Source organism: Klenkia sp. AC732, from assembly GCF_979256525.1.
In genome coordinates this window covers 154,920-175,484 of sequence record NZ_CEEDOS010000002.1, presented here as the reverse complement: position 1 = coordinate 175,484, position 20,565 = coordinate 154,920, and the positions used below count along the sequence as shown (strand labels likewise).

Annotated in this window: 19 protein-coding genes, 1 tRNA gene and 1 pseudogene; 6 read left to right on the top strand and 15 right to left on the bottom strand. The window is 74.8% G+C overall.

What is annotated here, in order from left to right; translation table 11 throughout:
- Window positions 1–392 precede the first annotated feature (392 nt).
- Window positions 393–680, top strand: a complete 288-nt coding sequence (locus tag AC0IVP_RS01855) for a helix-turn-helix domain-containing protein (protein ID WP_471754165.1) — start codon at window positions 393–395, stop codon at window positions 678–680.
- Window positions 681–753: 73 nt separating this feature from the next.
- Window positions 754–1,827, top strand: a pseudogene (locus tag AC0IVP_RS01850) (tyrosine-type recombinase/integrase); the annotation flags it as partial.
- 152 nt (window positions 1,828–1,979) lie between these two features.
- Here the strand turns inward: AC0IVP_RS01850 and AC0IVP_RS01845 are convergent.
- From AC0IVP_RS01845 to AC0IVP_RS01815, 7 genes are all read right to left on the bottom strand, one after another.
- Window positions 1,980–2,052: transfer RNA gene (locus AC0IVP_RS01845), tRNA-Ala, on the bottom strand.
- A gap of 146 nt (window positions 2,053–2,198) precedes the next feature.
- Complete coding sequence (gene kdpC, locus AC0IVP_RS01840) at window positions 2,199–2,783, bottom strand: potassium-transporting ATPase subunit KdpC (protein ID WP_056298104.1); 585 nt, start codon at window positions 2,781–2,783, stop codon at window positions 2,199–2,201.
- Complete coding sequence (gene kdpB / locus AC0IVP_RS01835) at window positions 2,783–4,810, bottom strand: potassium-transporting ATPase subunit KdpB (RefSeq protein WP_471754163.1); 2,028 nt, start codon at window positions 4,808–4,810, stop codon at window positions 2,783–2,785. The genes kdpC and kdpB overlap by 1 nt, the downstream gene beginning before the upstream one ends.
- Window positions 4,807–6,426 carry a potassium-transporting ATPase subunit KdpA gene (kdpA, locus tag AC0IVP_RS01830; protein WP_471754161.1) on the bottom strand — a complete coding sequence of 540 codons (1,620 nt, stop codon included), beginning with the start codon at window positions 6,424–6,426 and terminating at the stop codon, window positions 4,807–4,809. The genes kdpB and kdpA overlap by 4 nt, the downstream gene beginning before the upstream one ends.
- On the bottom strand, window positions 6,426–6,512 hold the full coding sequence (gene kdpF / locus AC0IVP_RS01825) for a K(+)-transporting ATPase subunit F (protein ID WP_082557003.1): 87 nt from the start codon (window positions 6,510–6,512) through the stop codon (window positions 6,426–6,428). The genes kdpA and kdpF overlap by 1 nt, the downstream gene beginning before the upstream one ends.
- A gap of 246 nt (window positions 6,513–6,758) precedes the next feature.
- Window positions 6,759–7,367: a class F sortase gene (locus AC0IVP_RS01820; protein ID WP_471754159.1), complete on the bottom strand. Its 609-nt coding sequence runs from the start codon at window positions 7,365–7,367 to the stop codon at window positions 6,759–6,761.
- Window positions 7,364–8,443, bottom strand: a complete 1,080-nt coding sequence (locus AC0IVP_RS01815) for an ice-binding family protein (RefSeq protein WP_471754157.1) — start codon at window positions 8,441–8,443, stop codon at window positions 7,364–7,366. The genes AC0IVP_RS01820 and AC0IVP_RS01815 overlap by 4 nt, the downstream gene beginning before the upstream one ends.
- 288 nt (window positions 8,444–8,731) lie before the next feature.
- Between AC0IVP_RS01815 and AC0IVP_RS01810 the strand changes: the two genes are divergently transcribed.
- Window positions 8,732–11,194 (top strand): sensor histidine kinase, encoded by a 2,463-nt coding sequence (locus AC0IVP_RS01810; RefSeq protein WP_471754155.1) that lies wholly within the window; start codon window positions 8,732–8,734, stop codon window positions 11,192–11,194.
- On the top strand, window positions 11,191–11,865 hold the full coding sequence (locus AC0IVP_RS01805) for a response regulator (RefSeq protein ID WP_471754153.1): 675 nt from the start codon (window positions 11,191–11,193) through the stop codon (window positions 11,863–11,865). Before AC0IVP_RS01810 ends, AC0IVP_RS01805 begins: the two co-directional genes overlap by 4 nt.
- Window positions 11,866–11,878: 13 nt before the next feature.
- Here AC0IVP_RS01805 and AC0IVP_RS01800 read toward each other — a convergent pair whose 3' ends face one another.
- From AC0IVP_RS01800 to AC0IVP_RS01765, 8 genes are all read right to left on the bottom strand, one after another.
- Window positions 11,879–12,589 (bottom strand): M23 family metallopeptidase, encoded by a 711-nt coding sequence (locus tag AC0IVP_RS01800; protein WP_056296883.1) that lies wholly within the window; start codon window positions 12,587–12,589, stop codon window positions 11,879–11,881.
- A gap of 163 nt (window positions 12,590–12,752) precedes the next feature.
- Window positions 12,753–13,745: a DMT family transporter gene (locus tag AC0IVP_RS01795; RefSeq protein WP_056296880.1), complete on the bottom strand. Its 993-nt coding sequence runs from the start codon at window positions 13,743–13,745 to the stop codon at window positions 12,753–12,755.
- A 54-nt stretch (window positions 13,746–13,799) separates the two neighbouring features.
- On the bottom strand, window positions 13,800–14,267 hold the full coding sequence (locus AC0IVP_RS01790; RefSeq protein WP_471754151.1) for a copper chaperone PCu(A)C: 468 nt from the start codon (window positions 14,265–14,267) through the stop codon (window positions 13,800–13,802).
- A 58-nt stretch (window positions 14,268–14,325) separates the two neighbouring features.
- The gene (locus AC0IVP_RS01785) at window positions 14,326–15,378 is read right to left on the bottom strand and encodes a hypothetical protein (RefSeq protein WP_471754149.1); all 1,053 of its coding nucleotides are present in this window, start codon (window positions 15,376–15,378) and stop codon (window positions 14,326–14,328) included.
- A gap of 16 nt (window positions 15,379–15,394) precedes the next feature.
- Window positions 15,395–16,072 (bottom strand): SCO family protein, encoded by a 678-nt coding sequence (locus AC0IVP_RS01780; RefSeq protein ID WP_471754148.1) that lies wholly within the window; start codon window positions 16,070–16,072, stop codon window positions 15,395–15,397.
- Window positions 16,069–16,803 (bottom strand): YcnI family copper-binding membrane protein, encoded by a 735-nt coding sequence (locus AC0IVP_RS01775; protein WP_471754146.1) that lies wholly within the window; start codon window positions 16,801–16,803, stop codon window positions 16,069–16,071. The genes AC0IVP_RS01780 and AC0IVP_RS01775 overlap by 4 nt, the downstream gene beginning before the upstream one ends.
- Before the next feature lie 29 nt (window positions 16,804–16,832).
- On the bottom strand, window positions 16,833–18,566 hold the full coding sequence (locus AC0IVP_RS01770; RefSeq protein ID WP_056296869.1) for a copper resistance CopC/CopD family protein: 1,734 nt from the start codon (window positions 18,564–18,566) through the stop codon (window positions 16,833–16,835).
- The gene (locus tag AC0IVP_RS01765; protein WP_471754144.1) at window positions 18,563–19,201 is read right to left on the bottom strand and encodes a zf-HC2 domain-containing protein; all 639 of its coding nucleotides are present in this window, start codon (window positions 19,199–19,201) and stop codon (window positions 18,563–18,565) included. The genes AC0IVP_RS01770 and AC0IVP_RS01765 overlap by 4 nt, the downstream gene beginning before the upstream one ends.
- A 77-nt stretch (window positions 19,202–19,278) precedes the next feature.
- Between AC0IVP_RS01765 and AC0IVP_RS01760 the strand changes: the two genes are divergently transcribed.
- Together AC0IVP_RS01760 and AC0IVP_RS01755 are read left to right on the top strand one after the other, a co-directional pair.
- The gene (locus AC0IVP_RS01760) at window positions 19,279–19,857 is read left to right on the top strand and encodes a sigma-70 family RNA polymerase sigma factor (protein WP_235564838.1); all 579 of its coding nucleotides are present in this window, start codon (window positions 19,279–19,281) and stop codon (window positions 19,855–19,857) included.
- A gap of 89 nt (window positions 19,858–19,946) precedes the next feature.
- Window positions 19,947–20,564, top strand: a complete 618-nt coding sequence (locus AC0IVP_RS01755; protein WP_056296862.1) for a DUF47 domain-containing protein — start codon at window positions 19,947–19,949, stop codon at window positions 20,562–20,564.
- Window position 20,565 lies beyond the last annotated feature (1 nt).

The following is a 20,565-nucleotide window of genomic DNA, read 5'->3' as shown; positions in this document are numbered from 1 at the left end:
ACAGAACCCGGAGGTCCCTCCTCACATCAAGATCAGCCTCGAACAGAGACCGTGCACCAACCTGTCCGGGCAGTACACCTAGCACGCCGAGCCCCGGATCGTGCGGACCTCGTCGAGCGGGACCCTCGATGCCTGCGCTGCGACCGCATGACACCGCCCGAACTGGTTGACGTACTGGAGGAAAACCGAAGACGCGCCGGAGCAGGTCAGGAGACCGAGCAACTCGACGACCGTCGGCCCCAGGTGATCAGGAGCTCGGACAGCAGGGACTGGAGAAAAACAGAAGCTCGGCCCGGCACTGTCACCAATGGGCCGGGATTGGCGCCTTCTCCAGGTAGGCGTGAGGCGCCGGCCGTCGCCGGCGCACGAGGCCACGCGCCGAGGAGGGCGAGATGAGCGACGCGCAGCGACCTCAGGAGCCGGTCTCCAGCAACCCGCTGCTCCTAACACCCGAGGAGGCCGCCACGGTGCTCCGCCTCGGGCGCACGACGGTCTACGCGCTGATGAAGGCTGGCGACCTGCGCCCCGTCCACATCGGCCGGAGCTGCCGCCTCTCCCGCAGCGAGCTCGAACGCTACGTTCGCGGCCTGGAAGCCCCCCGCACGCTGCGCCGGGCCCGGACCACCACGGACCAGCGTGAACTCTTCGAACTCGGCCCGACGTCGCCCGATGCCGCGTGAGTCCACAACCGCTCCGCCGGTGTCGGATCGCTCGGCCAGACTGACACTCCAGCCCACGACCCAGGGGTAACCGATGGCGGGACGCGCCTCGAACGGCGAGTCGACGATCTACCAGGACGCCGACGGGCGGTGGCATGGCTACGTCTCCGTCGGCTTCACCCTGACCGGCAAGGCCGACCGCCGGCACGTCACCGGCAAGACCCGGGCCGTGGTCGTCGCGAAGGTCCGCGACCTGGAACGCAAGCGCGACGCCGGGACCCTCAGCGCCGTCTCCACCCCGACCGTCGCTGACTGGCTGGAGCACTGGCTCACCACCATCGCCCCGCGCCGGGTGCGGCAGCGGACCCTGGAGAGCTACGAGTCCGCTGTCCGCAAGCACCTGATCCCCGGACTCGGACGGCACCGCCTCGACCGGCTGCGCCCCGAGCACCTCGACCAGCTCTACACCGCGCTCCTCGACGCCGGCTACTCCCCCGCCACCGTGCTGCGCCATCACCGCATCCTGTCCCGAGCGCTCACCGTCGCCATGCAACGGGGCCACGTCGCGCGCAACGTGGCCGGGCTCGTCGACCCACCAGCTCAGAAACAGAGCGACCTCGCCACCGCCCTCGACCTCGGCGAGGCCCGCGCCGTCCTGGGAGCCGCGGCTCATGTGCGCAACTCCGCGCGCTGGACCGTCGCCCTCGCCCTCGGCCTGCGACAGTCCGAGGCCCTGGCCCTGCAGTGGAAGGACATCGACCTGCTCACCGGCACGTTGACGGTCCGGCGGAGCATCCACCGGGTCCGCGGCGGCGGACTGATCTACGAGGAGCCCAAGACCCGCCGCAGCCAGCGCACGCTCGCCCTGCCGCTGCCTCTCGTCGACGAGCTGCACCGCCACAAGGCCGCGCAGCTCGGCGAGCAGATGCTGGCCGGCTCCGAGTGGCACGACGAGGACCTGGTGTTCGCCCAGCCCAACGGCCGGCCGATCGACAAGAAGACCGACCACGACGACTGGACCCGGCTGCTCCAGGCCGCCGGCGTGCGGCACGTCCGGCTGCACGACGGCCGGCACACCGCCGCGACGCTGCTGCTGAGCGAGAACGTCCACCCGAGGGTCGTCATGGAGCTGCTCGGCCACAGCCAGATGCGCACCACCATGGACATCTACAGCCACGTCATGCCGGCGCTGGCCCGTGAGGCCGCCGACCGGATGAGCGCCCTGCTGCTGCCAGGTAAGGGTGGGCAAACTGCAACCAGAACTGCAACCAGAGACGACTCAGGCCGTCCTCCAGATGGAGAACGGCCTGGTCATCGGGGTGGAGCTGAGGGGACTCGAACCCCTGACCCCCACACTGCCAGTGTGGTGCGCTACCAGCTGCGCCACAGCCCCTTGCGACCCGGTCTGGTGTGTCCGAGCCGTGGACAACCATACAGTCCCCGCGCGGCCTCCCCGGAGGGGGGTCCTGTCCACCTGCGTGTCGCCGAGTGACGGCCGAGGGGGCGCCGGGGCGTGCCGCACGCCCCCTCGGCCGTCGGTCAGTCGAAGGCCCGGTCCAGGGCGACGTTGAGCTCCAGCACGTCCACGTGCGGCGCGCCGATGAAACCCAGGTCACGGCCGTGGGTGGCCTCGGCGAGCAGGTCGGCCACCTCGGAGACGGGCACCCCGCGGGCCTCGGCGACCCGGGCCACCTGCAGCTGGGCGTAGGCCGGGGAGATGTGCGGGTCCAGCCCGGACGCCGACGTCGTCACCGCGTCGTCGGGCACGGCCGACTCGGGGACGCCGTTGAACGCGGCGACCTCGGCCCGGCGGGTGGCGACCGCCTCGGCCAGCTCCGGGGACGACGGCCCCAGGTTCGACCCGCCCGACGCCCGGCCGTCCCAGTCGCCTGCCGAGGGCCGGGACTGGAAGTACCGGGGCAGCGGGTCGCCGTCCGCGGACACGAAGCCCTGCCCGATGAGCGCGGACCCCACGACGGTCCCGTCGACGGTCACCAGCGAGCCGTCGGCCCGGGCCGGGGCGACCACCTGGGCCAGGCCGGTCATCAGCAGCGGGTACGCCAGGCCGAGGACCACGGTGGCCACCAACACGGCACGGACGGCGGCGAGGAGCTGTCGGAGCATCACGCGATCCCGGGGATGGAGGAGACGAGCAGGTCGATGGCCTTGATCCCGACGAAGGGCAGCACCACGCCGCCGACGCCGTAGACCAGCAGGTTGCGGGACAGCAGGGCCGAGGCCGTCCCGGGTCGGTAGCGCACGCCCCGCAGAGCCAGCGGCACCAGCGCCACGATGATCAGCGCGTTGAACACGACGGCCGACAGGATCGCCGACTCCGGCGAGGACAGCCGCATCACGTTGAGGGTGTCCAGGCCCGGGAAGGCCGGGGCGAACATCGCCGGCAGGATCGCGAAGTACTTGGCCAGGTCGTTGGCGATGGAGAACGTGGTCAGCGAGCCGCGGGTGATGAGCAGCTGCTTGCCGATAGCGACGATCTCGATCAGCTTGGTCGGGTCGGAGTCCAGGTCGACCATGTTGCCGGCCTCCTTGGCCGCCGACGTCCCGGTGTTCATCGCCACCCCGACGTCGGCCTGCGCCAGCGCGGGGGCGTCGTTGGTCCCGTCGCCGGTCATCGCGACCAGCCGGCCACCCTCCTGCTCGCGGGCGATGAGGGCCAGCTTGTCCTCCGGCGTCGCCTCCGCCAGGACGTCGTCCACCCCGGCCTCGGCGGCGATGGCCCGCGCCGTCGCCTCGTTGTCCCCGGTGATCATCACGGTGCGGATGCCCATCCGGCGCAGCTCGTCGAAGCGCTCGCGCATGCCGGGCTTGACGACGTCCTTGAGCTCGATGACGCCGAGCACCCGCGCGCCGTCCGGGCCGGCGGAGGCCAGCAGCAGCGGCGTCCCGCCGGCCGTCGAGACCTCGGCGACGACGCCGGGCACCTCGGTGGGCACCGCACCGCCCAGCGAGCGCACCCAGGCCTGCACCGCACCTGCCGCGCCCTTGCGCAGCTGCCGGCCGTCGGGCAGGTCGACCCCGCTCATCCGGGTCTGCGCGGTGAACTCCACGAAAAAGGCACCCTCGGGTCGCGGCACCGCTCCTCCACCGAGGACGACGACCGACCGGCCCTCCGGCGTCTCGTCGGCCAGCGACGCCAGCACCGCCGCAGCAGCGACGTCCTCGGGGGACGCGTCGCCGACGGGGCGGAACGACGCCGCCTGCCGGTTGCCCAGCGTGATGGTGCCGGTCTTGTCCAGCAGCAGCGTGCCGACGTCGCCGGCGGCCTCCACGGCCCGCCCGCTCATCGCCAGCACGTTGCGCTGCACCAGCCGGTCCATCCCGGCGATGCCGATGGCCGACAGCAGCGCCCCGATCGTCGTGGGGATGAGGCAGACCACCAGCGCGATGAGCACGGTCAGCGACTGCCCGGCGCCCGACCAGGCGGCGATCGGCTGCAGCGTCACCACGGCCAGGACGAAGACGATGGTCAGCGAGGACAGCAGGATGTCCAGCGCCGTCTCGTTCGGGGTCTTCTGCCGCGAGGCGCCCTCGACCAGGGCGATCATCCGGTCGACGAAGGTCTCCCCCGGCTTGCTGGTGATCTGCACGACCACCCGGTCCGAGAGCACCGTCGTCCCGCCGGTCACCGCACAGCGGTCGCCGCCGGACTCCCGGATCACCGGCGCGGACTCCCCGGTGATCGCCGACTCGTCGACGCTGGCGATGCCCTCGACGACGTCGCCGTCCCCGGGGACCACCTGGCCGGCGACCACCACCACCCGGTCCCCCGGGGTCAGCGAGGCCGCCGGCACCTCACGGCCGTCCTCCAGCACCGCGACCGCGGTGGTCTTGGCCTTCCGCAGGGACGCCGCCTGCGCCTTCCCGCGCCCCTCGGCGACGGCCTCGGCGACGTTGGCGAACAGCACGGTCAGCCACAGCCACACCGCGATCGCCCAGCCGAACACCGAGGGGTCGGCCACGGCGAGCACGGTGGAGAACACCGAGCCGACCCAGACGGTGAACACCACGGGCTGGCGGACCAGGCCCCGGGGGTCCAGCTTGCGGACGGCGCCGGCCAGCGCCGGCCCCCACTCGATGGTGGGCCGGGGCGCCTGCTCGGGAGCAGGTCGGTCCAGCACGACGGCGGTCATGAGAGTCCTTCGGCGAGAGGCCCGAGCGCGAGCACGGGGAAGTAGGTGAGACCGACGACCACGAGGACGACGGCGGTGAGCAGGCCGGCGAACAGCGGCCGGTGCGTGGGGAGGGTGCCGGCGGTGACCGGCGTGCGGCCCTGCTCGCCCAGGCGGCCGGCCAGGGCGAGGACCAGCACGATCGGCACGAAGCGGCCCAGCAGCATGGCCAGCCCGAGCGCGGTGTTGTAGAAGGTCGTGTTCGCGCTGAGCCCGGCGAACGCGGAGCCGTTGTTGTTGCCGGCGGAGGTGAAGGCGTAGAGCACCTCGGAGAGACCGTGCGGCCCGTCGTTGAGCATCCCGGCCTGCCCGGCCGGCAGGCTGACCGCGACCGCCGTCCCGACCAGCACGATCGCCGGGGTGGTGAGGATGTAGAGGGAGGCCAGGGTCATCTCCCGGCGGCCGAGCTTCTTGCCCAGGTACTCCGGCGTCCGGCCGACCATGAGGCCCGCGACGAAGACGGCGACGACGGCGAGCACCAGCATCCCGTAGAGCCCGGAGCCCACCCCGCCGGGCGCGACCTCGCCCAGCATCATGTCGAACAACGTGACCATGCCGCCGAGCGGGCTCAGCGAGTCGTGCTGGGCGTTGACCGCCCCGGTCGAGGTCAGCGTGGTGGACGCCGCGAAGAGCGCGGACAGCGGTCCGCCGAAGCGGACCTCCTGGCCCTCCGGGAGCGCCCCGGCCTGGAACCCGCTCAACAGCGACACCGAGATCGTGGCCAGCGTGGCCATCACGCCGAGGATCGCGTACCCCTGCTTCCGGTCGCCGACCATCGCGCCGAACGTGCGGGGCAGCGAGAACGGGATCAGCAGCATGAGGAAGACCTGGAAGAGCGACACCCAGGCGGTCGGCCCCTCGAAGGGGTGCGCGGAGTTGGCGTTGAAGAACCCGCCGCCGTTGGTGCCCAGCTCCTTGATCGCCTCCTGCGAGGCCACCGGCCCGCCGGGCACCCACTGGGTGCCCCCGGCCAGCGTCGACACGTCGGTGCCGGCCCGCAGGCTCTGCACGACACCGCCGAGGACCAGCACCACCGTGGCGAGCACGGCCAGCGGCAGCAGCAGCCGGACCACCGAGCGGGTGACGTCGACCCACGCGTTGCCCAGCCGGTCGGTGCCGGCCCGGGCGAACCCGCGGACCAGGGCCGCGAGCACCGCCAGCCCGACCGCGGCGGACACGAAGTTCTGCACGGCGAGGCCGGCCATCTGGACCAGGTGGCCCATCGTCGACTCACCCGCGTAGCCCTGCCAGTTCGTGTTGGTCACGAAGCTGACCGCGGTGTTCCAGGCACTGGAGGGCTCGACCCCGGCCATCCCGTTGCCCAGGGGCAGCAGCCCCTGCACCCGCTGCAGCGCGTACAGCGCCAGCACCCCGACCAGGGAGAACGCCAGCACGCTGCGCAGGAAGGTGGGCCAGCGCTGCTCGGAGTCGGCGTCCACGCCGACCGCCCGGTAGACCAGCTCCTCCACCCGCCAGTGCGCCGGGCTGGTGTACACCCGCGCCATCCAGTCACCCAGCGGCCTGTGGACGACGGCCAGCGCCACCACGAGCAGCCCGACCTGCAGCCAGCCGGTCATCAGAACCGGTCCGGGAACAGCAGCGTCGCCAGCAGGTAGGCGACCAGCCCCACGGCGACCGCCAACCCGACCCAGGTCTCGGTCACAGCCGCTCCACCCCGCGCACGGCCAGCGCCAGCAGCCCGAAGACCGCCAGCGTCAGGAGCACGTAGACCACATCGGTCACCTGAGTCGCACCTCTTCCTCCCGCGGGGCCGACCCGTCGTCGGGCCCTCGCGGTCGGCGACGTTAGGAGCGCCGGAGGCCCCCGAACGGCCTCTTGACGGGTCCTTGACGCCGCGGTGCCCGGCCCTTGACGCCGTCCTGACGGCGGGCGCGGGCGGGGAGCCGGGTCAGGCCACCAGGTCGGCGTAGACGACGACGTCGTCCAGGTAGTCCCCGGTGGAGCCGTCGAACTCCCCGCCGCAGGTGATCAGCCGCAGCCCGGCGTGCCCGAGGTCGCCGTACACCTCCTCGGTCGGGAAGTCGGCCTTGGCGACCTGGTCGACCAGGGTCACCACGAAGGTGGCGGTGCTGCCGTCGGTCCGGTCGACGAGCACGGCGTCCCCGGGTGCCAGCTGCGCGAGCTCGGCGAAGACGCCGGGCGACCCGGCCCAGTCGACGTGCCCGGCCAGCACGGCCGGGCCGCGCTCGCCCGGGGTCGGGGAGCCGGTGAACCAGCCCGCGGGGAAGCCCTCCGCGGGCACCTCCAGGGAGCCGTCGGCCTGCAGGCCCAGGTCCACCAGCCCGGAGTCGACGCCGATGGCCGGCACCCGGACCCGCAGCGGCCTCGACGCGGTGAGCACCACGGGCGCGGCGACCGTCGGGGCGGCTGCGGCCGCGGACACGGCCGCGGGCGCCGGTGCCGGGTCCGGGGCTGCCGCAGCCGACCCGCAGCCGGCCAGCAGCAGGGCGGCCAGCGCGGACAGGGAGGTCCGCCGAGCCCGGCCGTACCGGGTCACGGACGGACGGCGGAACCGTCGCCGGTGTCCACCGAGCCACGCGGGACCACGTCGACCTGCGAGTACCCACCGGAGCCGGTCGTGCCGCCGTCACCACGGCCGCCCGTGCCGCCACTCCCGCCGTTCCCGCCGTTCCCGCCCGGACGCGTCGCCGGGCCGGGTGCGGGAGTCGCGGTGGCGGTGGCCGCCGGGGTCGGCGCCGGGGAGGTCGCGGTCGGCGGGGTGACCACCGGCGGCGTCGTCGTCGGGCCGGCGCTGGTGGTCGGGGTGGTCGTCGGCGTGGTGGTCGGCGTGGTGGTCGGCGTGGTGGTCGGCGTGGTGGTCGGGGTCGTCACGCACGCCGGCCGGGTGATCGTGTTCGAGTCCAGGGTGACCGCGCCGTTGCGGGCCAGCAGCCGCCCCTCGACGACCGCCGAGGTCTGTGCGGTGATCGAGGTCAGCGCCAGCACCGTGCCGCGCAGCAGGCTGCCGGTGCCCAGCGTCGTGGAGGCCCCGACCTGCCAGAACACGTTGCAGGCCTGCGCGCCGTTCACCAGGTCGATGCGGCTGTTGCTGGCGGTCAGCAGGTCGCGACCGGCCTGGAAGACGAACACCGCCGACGGCGTCCCCCCGGCGTCCAGGGTGAGGACGCCGGACAGGTCGATGTCGACCGCCTGGGTGTAGACGCCGGGCACGAGGGTCAGCCCGGTGGGGTCGGCGGGCAGCGCCGTCGGCGGCTGCTGGGCGGCCGCGCTGTCGTAGGCGGTCACCAGGTCGGTCTTGGCCTGCTGGGTGACGGCGTCCCCGCCGTGCGCCGTCCCGGTCTGGGTGATCGAGGCGCCGCCGGTGACCGACGTCGTCGGGAAGGTGCCGGTGTCCCCGGTCAGCGTGGTCGGGCCGGTGTTGGTGATGCCGGCGCCGGCGAGCACGGCGAAGGAGTCCGCCGCACCCAGCCCGACGGCGGTCGCCGCCCGCGCCGGGGTGGCGGTGCCCAGCGAGCCCACGGTGACCAGCAGCAGCGCGGCGGCGAGGCTGCCGGCCACGGTGAGCCGCCGGCCGCGGGTGGACAGGGTGGGGTGGTCGAGGACCGACGTCACGTCGGCGCTCCCGTCTCCGGTCCGCGGGGGACCGGGTGCGTCGTTCACAGAAGACGACGCCGGCACGGTTGCCGAGGCTCGAGGGACCTTCGTCCCCCGCGAGTGCTCCGGAACCGGACCGTCCAGTCCTCGCGCGCCGTGGGTCGCACCGTCGGGGCGCGCCTGCCACCCGTCCGAGGACGCCGGTCGCCACGACGTGACCCGGAGTCACCCCCGCGGGGCAGATCCTGACGCGACCTTGACGCCGGGAGCACCGGCGCGGCCCGCGGCGGGGTGATCATGGAGCACATGGGCCGGGGCACGTTGCGCGTCTACCTGGGCGCCGCACCAGGCGTCGGGAAGACCTTCGCCGCCCTGGGCGAGGCGCACCGGCGCGCGGCCCGGGGCACCGACGTCGTCGTCGGTGTCGTGGAGACCCACGGCCGGGACCGCACCCGGGCCCAGCTCGAGGGTCTCGAGGTCCTCCCCCGCGCGACCGTCACCCACCGCGGCGTCACGCTGTCCGAGCTCGACGTCGACGGCGTGCTCGCCCGGCACCCCGAGGTCGTCGTCGTCGACGAGCTCGCGCACACCAACGCCCCCGGCTCCCGCAACCGGTTCCGCTGGCAGGACGTCGAGGAGTTCGTCGCGGCCGGCATCTGCGTGCTGACCACGGTGAACGTGCAGCACCTGGCCAGCCTCACCGACGTCGTCGCCCAGATCACCGGCGTCACCCAGGGCGAGACGGTGCCCGACGAGGTGGTCCGGCGGGCCGACCAGGTCGAGCTGGTCGACATGTCGCCGGAGTCGCTGCGCCGGCGGCTGGCGCACGGCAACGTCTACCCGGCCGAGCGCGTCGACGCCGCCATGGGCGCCTGGTTCCGGGTCGGCAACCTGACCGCGTTGCGCGAGCTGGCCCTGCTGTGGCTGGCCGACCGGGTCGACGAGGGACTGCGCCGCTACCGCGCCGAGCACGACATCGACCACGTCTGGGAGACCCGCGAGCGGGTCGTCGTCGCCCTCACCGGCGGCCCGGAGGGCGAGACGCTGGTGCGCCGCGCCGCCCGGGTCGCCCGCCGCGGTGGGGACGGCGTGCTGCTGGCCGTGCACGTGCTGCGCTCCGACGGCCTCACCGGGGCCTCCCCCGCGGCGCTGCGCGCCCAGCGCGCGCTCGTCGAGTCCCTCGGCGGCACGTACCACCAGGTCGTCGGGGACGACGTCGCCGGCGCCCTGCTGGAGTTCGCGCGTGGGGTGGACGCCACCCAGCTCGTCGTCGGCACCTCACGGCGCAGCCGCTGGGCGCGCGCCCTCCGGGGCGGCGTGGGCGGGGCGGTGGTCGCCCGGTCCGGCGAGATCGACGTGCACACCGTCACCCACGCCGCCGCCGGGTCCCGAGGGCTGCGACTGCCCCCGCTGACCGGCGCGCTCACCGCCCGCCGCCGCTGGGCCGGCCTCGCCGTCGCGCTGCTGGGCGTCCCGGCGGTCACCGCGCTGTGCCTGGCCGCCGGCCCCGCCCTGTCACTCGCCAGCGTGCTGCTGGTCTTCCTGCTGCTCGTCGTCGCCGTCGCCCTGGTCGGCGGGCTGTACCCCGCCCTGGTGGCGGCCGTCGTCGGTGGGCTGGCCGAGAACTGGTACTTCACCCAGCCCACCGGCCGGCTCACCGTCGACCAGCTCGACGACGTCGTCGCCCTCGGCGGGTACCTGGTCGTCGCGGTCGCCGTGGCCACCGTCGTGGACCGCTCCGCCCGCCGGGCCACCGCGGCCGCCCGGTCGCGCGCCGAGACCGCGCTGCTGGCCTCACTGTCACGCTCCGTGCTGGCCGGGGCCCAGGCGCTGCCCAGCCTGCTCGAGCAGGTCCGCGAGGCGTTCGGGCTGCACTCGGTCGCCCTCGTCGAGGACGGTGCGGTGGTCGGCTCCTGCGGCACCCCGGTCGGGGACGTCGACTCCCTGACCGTCACCGACACCCTGGACCTGCAGCTCACCGGCCGGGTGCTGACCCCCGGGGACCGCCGGGTGCTGGTCGCCTTCGCCGAGCAGGCCGCGGTCGCGCTGCAGCAGGGCCGGCTCGCCGTCGCCGCCGCCGAGGCCGACCGGCTGGCCGCCGGCAACAGCATGCGCACGGCCCTGCTGGCCGCCGTCAGCCACGACCTGCGCACCCCGCTGGCCGGCATCAAGGCCGCGTCCTCCGCGCTGCGCTCCACCCAGCTGGCGCTCACCGACGCCGACCGCGAGGAGCTCGTCGAGACCGTGGACGTCTCGGCCGACCGGCTCACCGGGCTGGTGGACAACCTGCTGGACATGAGCCGGCTGCAGGCCGGCGCCGTCACCCCGGTCACCGCACCCGCCGACCTGGTGGGCGTCGTGCACCGTGCCCTGACCTGGCTGGAAGACCCCGCCAGGGTCGCCGTCACCGCCCCCGACGACCTGCCGCCGGTGCTCGCCGACCCCGGCCTGCTGGAGCGCGTGGTCGCCAACCTGGTGGACAACGCCGCCCGGCACGCCCCCGCCGGGGCACTCGCCGTCACCGCCGGCACCGTCGGCGACCGGGTCGAGCTGCGGGTCGTCGACCGCGGTCCGGGCGTGCCCGCCGCCGACCGGGAGCGGGTCTTCGCCCCGTTCCAGCGGCTCGGCGACGCCCCGTCCGGGCACGGCGTCGGGCTGGGGCTGGCCGTGGCCCGCGGGCTCACCGAGGCCATGGGCGGCACGCTGGACGCCGAGGACACCCCCGGCGGCGGGCTGACCATGGTGCTGTCGCTGCAGGTCGCGGCATGAGCCGGGTGCTGGTCGTCGACGACGACCCCCAGCTGCTGCGCGCCCTGCGGATCACCCTGCGCGCCGCCGGGCACGAGGTCGTCGTGGCCCCCGACGGCGCCACCGCGCTCCGCGAGGCCGCCGCGTCGCACCCCGACGTCGTCGTCCTGGACCTGGGCCTGCCCGACCTGGACGGCACGGAGGTGCTCGCCGGGCTCCGGCCCTGGTTCACCGGCCCCGTGCTGGTGCTCACCGCCCGCACCGCCAGCGCGGACGCCGTCGCCGCGCTGGACGCCGGCGCCGACGACTACGTGACCAAGCCCTTCGACATGGACGAGCTGCTGGCCCGGCTGCGCGCGGTGCTGCGCCGGCGGTCCACCGAGACCACCGACCCCGTCGTCGTCACCGACCACTTCACCGTGGACCTGGCCGCCCGGCAGGTCACCGTCGACGGCGTCCCGGTGCGGCTGACCCCGACCGAGTGGGCGCTGCTGTCGGAGCTGGTGCGCGCGCCGGGCCGGCTGGTCGGCCAGCGGCAGCTGCTGCAGTCGGTGTGGGGCCCGGCGTACGAGACCGAGACCAACTACCTGCGGGTCTACCTGGCCCAGCTGCGCCGCAAGCTGGAACCCGACCCCGCCCACCCGCGGTACCTGCACACCGAACCCGGGATGGGCTACCGCTTCCGCCCCTAGGCGGGGGCGTCGGTCAGAGCTCGACGCCGCGCTCGCGGAGCCACTCGACCGGGTCGGTGGGCGGGCCGTTCATGCCGCCCACGTGCACCTCGAAGTGCAGGTGCGGTCCGGTGGACTGCCCGCGGCTGCCCAGCAGCGCGATCGTGTCGCCGGCCTGCACCGTGTCGCCGGCGGAGACCTCGATCTCCTCCATGTGGCCGTAGACGGTCACGTCGCCGCTGACGCCCAGGACGTAGACGGCCTGGCCGTAGCCGCTGGCCGCACCGGCCCGGACGACGACGCCGTCCTCCGCCGCGTACTCGGGGGTGAGCATCGGGGCGGCGAGGTCGATGCCCCAGTGCATGGTGCCCCAGCGCTGACAGAAGCAGGTCGTCATCCGGGCGCCGTCGACGGGCGCCACCGCGTCGGGCCGGGCGGCCTCGGCGGCAGCGACCGCGTCGGCCTCGCGCTGCGCCCGGGACGCCGCGACCTCGACCAGCCGCTCCTGCGCCTCGGCCTCGGTGATCGCCATCTGCGGCATGACCTCGTCGGCGAACGCCGCGTCCTCCGAGGCCAGCAGGACCTCGGCGACGCTGCTGTCGGCGGTCGCGGCGGGGACGGCGGGCAGTCCGACGACCCCGGCGAGGACACCGCCCAGGGCGAGTGCGACGAGCAGGGCGGCCGGTCGGCGGCGGAGCGCGCGTGCGCCGGTGGTGGCCCGTCCCGCGCTGCGACCTGCCGCCATGCTGCGTCCCCCGGTGTGTGCGTCCCCCGACCGCGCACCGCGACCGATGCCGCACAACGTAACGAGCCGTGACCTGCCTGTGACCCCCTGGACGGCGCGTCTCCCGAGACACGCCGTGTGCCAAATGACATCGCTGTCATTCGGGCCGATCCGGTCGGGAGGGTCAGCCCCGCCGGCGGGGGTGCGGGTGCGGGGCCGGTGCCGGTGCCGGGACGGCCAGCGGCACGCCCGTGGTCTCCCGGGCCGCGGTCCGCCGGGCCAGCACGGCCACCCCGACCACCAGCCCGACCACCCCGACGACCTGCCCGGTGGTCGCCAGGAACCCGGGTGCGAGCTGCTCGCCGTACACCGGCGCCGCCAGCCCGACCGCGACCAGCGGCTCCAGCACGGCCATCACCGGCAGGCATTCGATGAGCGCCCCGGACTGGTAGGCCCACTGGGCGAAGACGATGGAGGCCGCACCGGAGACCAGCAGCAGGTAGGTGGTCCAGCTGGTGAGCAGCTCCGCCGGCGGGTGCGCGACGACGTCCTTGAGCACCAGTCCGGTGATGCCGAAACCGCCACCGGCCGCCACCCCCAGGGCCAGCGCCTTGTGCGGGGCGTCCGGACGCAGCGCCCACAGGGCCGCGCCCACCATCAACAGGGCCGCTCCCCCGGCGCACGCCAGCAACGCGGTCGGGTCGGCGTAGGACGAGCCGTGCCGCGGCATGGCGGAGACGACGAAGAGACCGAGGGTCACCGCGACCACGCCGGCGGCGATCCACTGACCCCGCTCGGGCAGCACCCGGTCGGCGTGCCGGCGGTCCACCACTGCACCCAGGGCCAGGGAGATGACCAGCCCACCGCTGAGCAGCGGCTGCACGACGACGACCGGCCCGAACTTCAGCGCGGCGGCGTGCAGCAGGAACCCCGCCAGCGCGGCGCCCTGCCCGGCGATCCAGGCCCGGTTGCGGACCAGCTTGCCGACCAGCCGGAGGACCGCGCCCTGCGGCAGGTCCTCACCGGCCGCGGTGGCGGCCCGGTGCTGGACGACGGTGGAGACGGCGAAGGCGCACGCCGACAGCAGCGCCAGCAGGACGGCCAGGCCCAGGTTGGGCGCGGCGCCCGGCGGGGGACCCTGGGCTGCCAGCAGCTGCACCTGCGCGACCCCGCCCACGTCCCCGAGCCTGCCACGACCGGCGCTGATCCGCGGGGCGGGACCCCCGGCGGGTCAGCCCTCGTAGGGCACGGTCAGCGTCACGTCGCCGGAACGCTCGAAGACGAACGTGACCTGCAGGGCGTCCCCGACCGGCAGACCCGCGAGGAGCCCGGGGAGGGTGAGCGTGTCCGCCCCCGGACCACCGGCGGTCAGCTCGCCCCCGGCCGGCACCGTCCACGGGCCACCCAGGACAGCGCCGAAGCCGGTCCCCGTGACCGACACCAGCTCGTCGTCGGACCCGCCGGTGTTGCTCACCGTCAGCCCGAGGACGACGTCGTCACCGGCGGCCAGGTCGCCGTCGGCCGGGCGCTGCAGTCGCGCGGCGGTGACCGTGACGTCCTTGCTCACCTCGACCTGGGCAGCAGACTCGTGCCCGGGCCGCTCCTGGGCGGCGGTCTGCCCCAGGTCGTTCTCCGCAGCGCAGCCACCGAGCAGGGCCGTCGACGCGAGGACGGCGGACAGCACGCGGAGAGGTGTCACAGGTGGAGGGTGTGCCCACGCCGAAGGTGGTTGAACCCGTGACCATCCTCTCGGCGGGTCAGGCCGGGACGGTCTCGACCGCCCGCCACCGGCGGGCCGCCAGCGCACCGCCGACGACCAGGCCGAGTCCACCGGCCAGCAGCACCGCCACCGCGGCCCGGGCCAGCAGCGCGGGCCCGGTGCCCAGCACGTTCGCCGTCCAGAGCACGTCGACGTCGGGCAGTCCCTGAACCAGCAGCAGCCACCCGGCGACGACGGCGAGCACCCCGGTCAGCGAGCCGCGCCCGCGCGACGCGGCCCGGACACCCAGCAGCGCCACGGCCCCGACCAGCAGCGCAGGCAGCAGGGCGGAGGCCACGGCTGCCAGGTGCGAGCTCACGCTCACCGCCGGGGCCGGCGTGCTGAGCGCGTGCCACAGCGAGGCGGCGGCGCCGACGGCCAGGGCGGCGGCGAGGGCGCGGGGTGCGCGCAGGCCGGCGGCCACCACCAGCCCGAGGAGCAGCAGGTACACCGGCCACACCAGCCAGGCCGGTGGCGGCGGGGACCAGGTGAGCACCCCCTCGACGTCGACCGGGGCGCCGCCGAGGGACATCGGCACGGTCCAGGCGAAGACGGTGTGCTCGCTGGTCGGGTCCGCGGCCACCTCCGGGGGCAGCAGGCCCTCGCTCATCCAGTGCGTGCGGTGGTCGTGCCACACGTACTGCGGCTGGGTGGAGACCTGCTCCCAGACCGGGGTCGCCTGCGCGTCGGCGTCCTCGGGCAGCTCGGTGCGGGCGAAGCGGTCCAGGTTGATCGTGGTGGCCGGGCTGCGGCTGTTGCGCCAGACGCCGTCCGGGCCGATCCGCAGGTAGGGCTCACCGGAGTAGCCCGGCACGGAGAGCTCGGTGTCGGTGGTGTTGACCACCTCGATCTCGTCGCCGAACTGGAGCACCCGCACGGTGAGCCCCGGCACCGCGGGAGACACCGAGGTGACCCGGCCGTCGAAGTCGCTGCCCGCAGCGCCGCTGCCCACGTGCGCGACCGCCGGACCGGCCAGCGCGAGCACGGCGACGAGGCCGAGCAGCACGGTCAGCGCCCGCGCACCGGCCCGCCGCACCGCCCCGTCGCCCACGGCGCTCAGTCTGCCGTCACTCGGCGGCCACGAGGGACAGGTCGTGCGCGATGTCCCGGGAGGTGTTGCCGGCGTCGAAGGCGACGTCGGCCTCGCCGTCCGTGCCGTACAGCAGCAGCAGCGAGCTGTGCTGCTGGCCCATCTCCTCGGCCAGCGGCACGCCCGCGGACAGCTGGGCCGCGTCGACCTGCGACTGGTCACCGGTCAGACCGACGATCTCCGGGGCGATCCCGGTGGAGAACCGGCCCAGGTACTCCCCCAGCACCTCGGGGCTGTCCCGCGTCGGGTCGGTGGTCACGAACACCACGCGGGTCGCCTCGGCCACCGCCGGGTCGACGCTCTGCAGCGCGATGGCGACGTCGGCCATCGTCGTGGGGCAGATGTCGGGGCAGTTGGTGTAGCCGAAGAACAACAGCGTCGGCCCGTCCGCCGTCTGGGCGGCGAAGTCGTAGGGCGCACCCGTCTGGTCGGTGAGCGTGAAGTCCGGCTTCTGGTAGGCGTCGCGCAGGAACAGGCCGTCGTAGGGGTTCGACGGCCCGGACACGGTCGCCGGGGCCTCGCCCGCGGCGTGGTCGTGCCCGGAGCCCGCGGCACCACTGCCGCCCTCACCGCCGCTGCAGCCGGCCAGCAGGAGCAGTGCCCCCACCGCCGTCGCGGCCAGTCCGGTCCGGTGTCCGTGCACTGGTGCCCTCACGACCCCACGGTACGACGGCGCGCGGTGAGCCCCAGGGCGAGTCCGGCCAGGCCGGCGACCAGGCCGAGCCCACCCAGCACCAGCGCGGTGACCGCCAGGCCGTTGCCGTCCTCGTCGCCCGACGCCGCCTCGGTGGTGGTGCCGGCGTCGGCGTCCGCGGACCCCGAGCCGTGCGCGTCCCCGGCCGCCTCGGTCCCGGCGGCGAGCTCCAGCACCGGCGCGGGGTACTGCGGCTCGTCCTGGCCCTCCACGGTCGGCTCGATCCAGGCCGCCTCGCTGCCGTCGCTGTAGGTCTGCACCGCGGCGAAGGAGACGCTGTCGGCGTCCGGGAAGGGGCCGCCCAGCAGCGAGAACTCCTGGAACTGGCCGGGGGCGATCCCCCCGCCGGTCTCGGCGGTGAACTGCACGACGGTGACGGCCTGGGTGATCTCCTCGCCGTCGGACTCCACCGGCGGGTCCAGCTGGGTGGTGGTGGGGGTGATGGTCCAGCCGGCGACCGGCTCGGCCTGCACGAAGGTCAGCGGGGTGTCGGTGGGCAGCTGGATGCGCAGCGAGGTGGTGCTGGCCGTGTCGCTCTCGTTGGGCACCCGGAAGGTGAAGACGCCGTAGCCGCCCGGCGCGGCGTCGGCCGAGGAGACGTTGACGTGGGCGGACGCGACACCGCTGCCGGCGACCACGGCGATGCCGGTGGCCAACGTCAGGACGGCGAGACGGCGGGGTGCGGTGGACATGGTTCTCCTGTCGATCGGGTGTGCGCCGGTCAGCGCACGGGGAAGGTGGTGGCCGCCGTGAGGGCGGTGAACTCGTCGAGCCGCACGGTGACGGTGAGCGTCCAGGTGCCGGCAGTGGGCACCTGCGCGTCGCCGATGGTGTGGCCGGGCCCGGCCGGCTCGAGGTCGACGTCGAGCGGGCCGATCTGCTGCTGGGCCTCCGTCAGCGTGACCCGCAGCGCCTGCGGCTGGGTCAGCTGGCCGGTGTCGTCGAAGAGGTAGACGTGCAGCGTGTTCGGGCCCGGCGAGGCCGGGTCCAGCGACAGCTGCACGCTGCCGTCGGTCCCGGTGGCGCTCTCCAGCGGCAGGGTGACGTCGACCGGGTCCGCGACGGCGGCCTTGGCCGGCGGGGTGCCCACGAGCACCGCCGACAGCGCCAGCACGACGGCGGCGACGGCGAGCTCGATCAGCACCGACCGGCGGAACGGACCGACCTCGGCGACGGCGGCCTCGGCGCGACCGCGGGCGGCGGGGTCCTCGTCGTCGGCGTCCTCGCTGTAGGCGTGCGCGACCACCCGGCGCGAGCTGGTGCGCGGGGCGCCCAGGCGCTGCTGCACCCACACCCGGCTGACCCCGGCGACGGCGAGCAGGCCCAGGACGAGCACCAGCTTGGCGACCAGCACCCAGCCGTAGGTGGTCGAGAGCAGGGCGCCGAGGGTGCCGACCTCGCGGACGGACTGCACGACCCCGGTCACCACCAGCGCGGCCACCGACCCGGCGGCCAGCCGGCTGTACCGGGGCAGCGCGGTCGCCAGCCCCCCGGCGGCCACGCCGGGCCGCAGCACCACCGCCAGCAACACCGCCAGGCCGCCCAGCCAGGCGGTCATCGCGGCCACGTGCACGGTGGTGACGACGACGGCCAGCCCGGGCAGCGCCCCGGCGACCGGGTGCCCGACGGCCGCGGTGCTCAGCACGAGCCCGGACCCCAGCACCCCGCCCCCGGCCAGCAGCGGGACGGTGGGGCGGCCACGGAACGCCAGCACGGCCACCGCGGCCAGACCGGCGGCGAGCACGACCCGGACCAGCAGGGTCGCGCCGTACGCCGACCCGGCGGTGGTCGACAACAGCTGCGGGTCGACCACCCCGGTGAGCCCGACGGCGGCCGCGTACGGGCCCTGCAGCAGGAAGGACAGCAGCCCGCCGACGCCGACGGCGGCCAGCCCGGCCAGCGTCATCCTCCGGGCCCGGGGCGCGGCCCACCCGGCCGGCCAGCAGGCGACCAGGAACACCGGGACACCCACGCCCAGCGCGAGCCCGGCGAACCCGACCCAGCGGGCGACCGGCAGCAGTGCACCGACCACCGGGTCGACGTCGCTGCCGGCGTCGACGTCGGTGGCCGCGACCAGTTCGCCGTCCCCGACGACGAAGGCGTAGGCACCGGAGACGGGGTGCGAGTCCGCCGACACGACCCGGTAGGTGACGACGTAGCTGGCGTCGGGGAGGTCGGCGCGCAGCGGCACGGTGATCGTGGTGTCGGAGACCGTGGCCGCGCCGGTGTCGACCCGATCGCCGCCGGCGCCCAGCACCCGGGCGTAGCCGGCACCGAGCGAGATGCCCTCGTCGAAGGTCAGGGTCACCTCGTCGGGGGCGGCCTCCAGCCGGGCCCCCTCACCGGGCGAGGTGGTGACGACGGTGGCGTGCGCGCTGGCCGGACGGGCGGTGCCGACGTCGACGAGCAGCCCGCACGCGACCAGGCCGAGCAGCAGGAGGGCGACCCGCCTCACGCGAGCACCCGGAACCCGGCACCGACCGCGCGGCGCCGCCGCCCGCGCCAGGCCAGCACGGCGGTGACGACGAGCCCGGCCAGCAGCAGCAGGTGCCCGGTGGCCCGGTCGGCGGTGACGTGGCCGGCACCCAGGTCGGCGACGGTCATGACGGTGAGCACGCCGGTGAAGGTGGCCAGGAAGGGCAGTGCACCGGCGGCCAGCCGCGGCGCGGCGGCACAGGCCAGGAAGGCCACGGCCAGACCCAGGTTCCAGGCGCCGGTCTCGTGCGCCATGTGCACCGGGGCGCTCATCGCACCCTCGCCGAACACCAGCGACGGCGTGGCCAGCCCCACCTGGGCGACGCCGACGGCCAGCAGCAGCAGCCGCAGCGCCGTCGTCACCAGCCGGGAGCGGGCTGCGGCGGCGGCACCCGGCAGCCGGGCCGGCAGGGCGCCGAGGACGGCCGCGGTCAGGTCCGGGACGGCGGGGGCCGGGGCCAGCCGGGCGCGGCGGGTCACCAGTCCGGCGGCGGCCAGCCACCCGGTGCAGGCCGGGCAGCCGGCGAGGTGGGCGTCCAGGGCGGACGCGGGGACGGGTGAGCCCTCCCCGTCCATCCGGGCGGAGGCGGCCTCGCGGTAGACGTCGCAGTGCACGTCCTCCTAGTCGCCGCCGGGGCGTCCCGGGTTCCCGCAGCGACCACATGGGCTGGGTCACAGGTCAGACTGGGTGTGTGGACACCCCCTACGACGAGCTGGCGCGGGTCGCCGCGGCCGCCGTCGCAGGGGACCCGGTGGCCGCGGCGACGCTGGTCCGGGAGACCCAGACCGACGTCTGGCGGCTGTGCGCGCACCTCGGGGACCGGCAGTCCGCCGACGACCTGACCCAGGAGACCTACCTGCGGGCGTTCGGCTCGCTGCACCGCTTTGCCGGCCGCTCCACCGTGCGCACCTGGCTGCTCTCGATCGCCCGGCGGGTCTGCGCCGACGCCATCCGCAGCCGGAAGCGGCGACGGCTCACCCTGGTCGGGGACGACGAGCTGCTCGACCGCGCCGACGGCACCACCGACCGGGTCGGGGAGGGCGCGGTCGTGGAGGACCTGCTGGCCCGGTTGCACCCCGACCGGCGCGAGGCCTTCGTGCTCACCCAGCTGATGGGCCTGCCCTACGCCGAGGCCGCCGAGGTCGCGGGCGTGCCGGTGGGCACCATCCGGTCGCGGGTCGCCCGGGCGCGGGGCGACCTGGTGCAGGCAGTGGCCGACGAGCAGCGGGACGACCGCCACGACGGGCAGGGCGACGCCGGCGTCAGGTGACGCAGAGGTGAACGGTTGGTGGACGCAAGGGGTCGTAGGCTCTCCGCGGTCGTCCGACCGACACCCCACCTCCCCCGGAGTCGTCTCCCGTGGCCTTCAGCCTCAAGCCCAAGGACTCGCGCTTCTACGACATGTTCACCGCCTCGGCGACGAACCTCGTCGAGGCCACCGCCGTACTGGGCGACTTCGTGCACGACATCACCCGCCGCGAGGAGCTCGGCCGCGTCCTGCGCGACCTGGAGCACGCCGGCGACAACGCCACGCACGCGGTCTTCCGGCAGCTGAACTCCAGCTTCGTGACCCCGTTCGACCGCGAGGACATCTACAACCTGGCCAGCGACCTGGACGACGTCATGGACGCCATCGAGGCCGCCGCCGACCTCGTCGTCCTCACCGGGCTGGGCACGCTGCCCGCCGAGATGGGCCAGCAGGTCGCGCTGCTGCAGCGCTGCGCGCAGGTCACCGCCGACGCGATGCCCCGGCTGCGCTCGATGAAGGACCTCTCCGACTACTGGATCGAGGTCAACAGCCTGGAGAACGAGGCGGACAAGCTGTACCGCCGGCTGCTGTCCCGGCTGTACTCCGGGGAGTTCGACGCCCTGGAGATCCTCAAGCTCAAGGAGGTCGCCGACCAGCTCGAGGAGGCCGCCGACGCCTTCGAGCACGTGGCGAACGTGGTCGAGACCATCGCCGTCAAGGAGTCCTGAG

What these genes read in the sequence shown, in the direction of transcription:
- AC0IVP_RS01855 (WP_471754165.1), top strand. Translation starts at nt 393, where the DNA reads ATGAGCGACGCGCAGCGACCTCAGGAGCCGGTCTCCAGCAACCCGCTG.
- kdpC (WP_056298104.1), bottom strand. Translation starts at nt 2,783, where the DNA reads ATGCTCCGACAGCTCCTCGCCGCCGTCCGTGCCGTGTTGGTGGCCACC.
- kdpB (WP_471754163.1), bottom strand. Translation starts at nt 4,810, where the DNA reads ATGACCGCCGTCGTGCTGGACCGACCTGCTCCCGAGCAGGCGCCCCGG.
- kdpA (WP_471754161.1), bottom strand. Translation starts at nt 6,426, where the DNA reads ATGACCGGCTGGCTGCAGGTCGGGCTGCTCGTGGTGGCGCTGGCCGTC.
- AC0IVP_RS01810 (WP_471754155.1), top strand. Translation starts at nt 8,732, where the DNA reads ATGGGCCGGGGCACGTTGCGCGTCTACCTGGGCGCCGCACCAGGCGTC.
- AC0IVP_RS01805 (WP_471754153.1), top strand. Translation starts at nt 11,191, where the DNA reads ATGAGCCGGGTGCTGGTCGTCGACGACGACCCCCAGCTGCTGCGCGCC.
- AC0IVP_RS01800 (WP_056296883.1), bottom strand. Translation starts at nt 12,589, where the DNA reads ATGGCGGCAGGTCGCAGCGCGGGACGGGCCACCACCGGCGCACGCGCG.
- AC0IVP_RS01775 (WP_471754146.1), bottom strand. Translation starts at nt 16,803, where the DNA reads ATGTCCACCGCACCCCGCCGTCTCGCCGTCCTGACGTTGGCCACCGGC.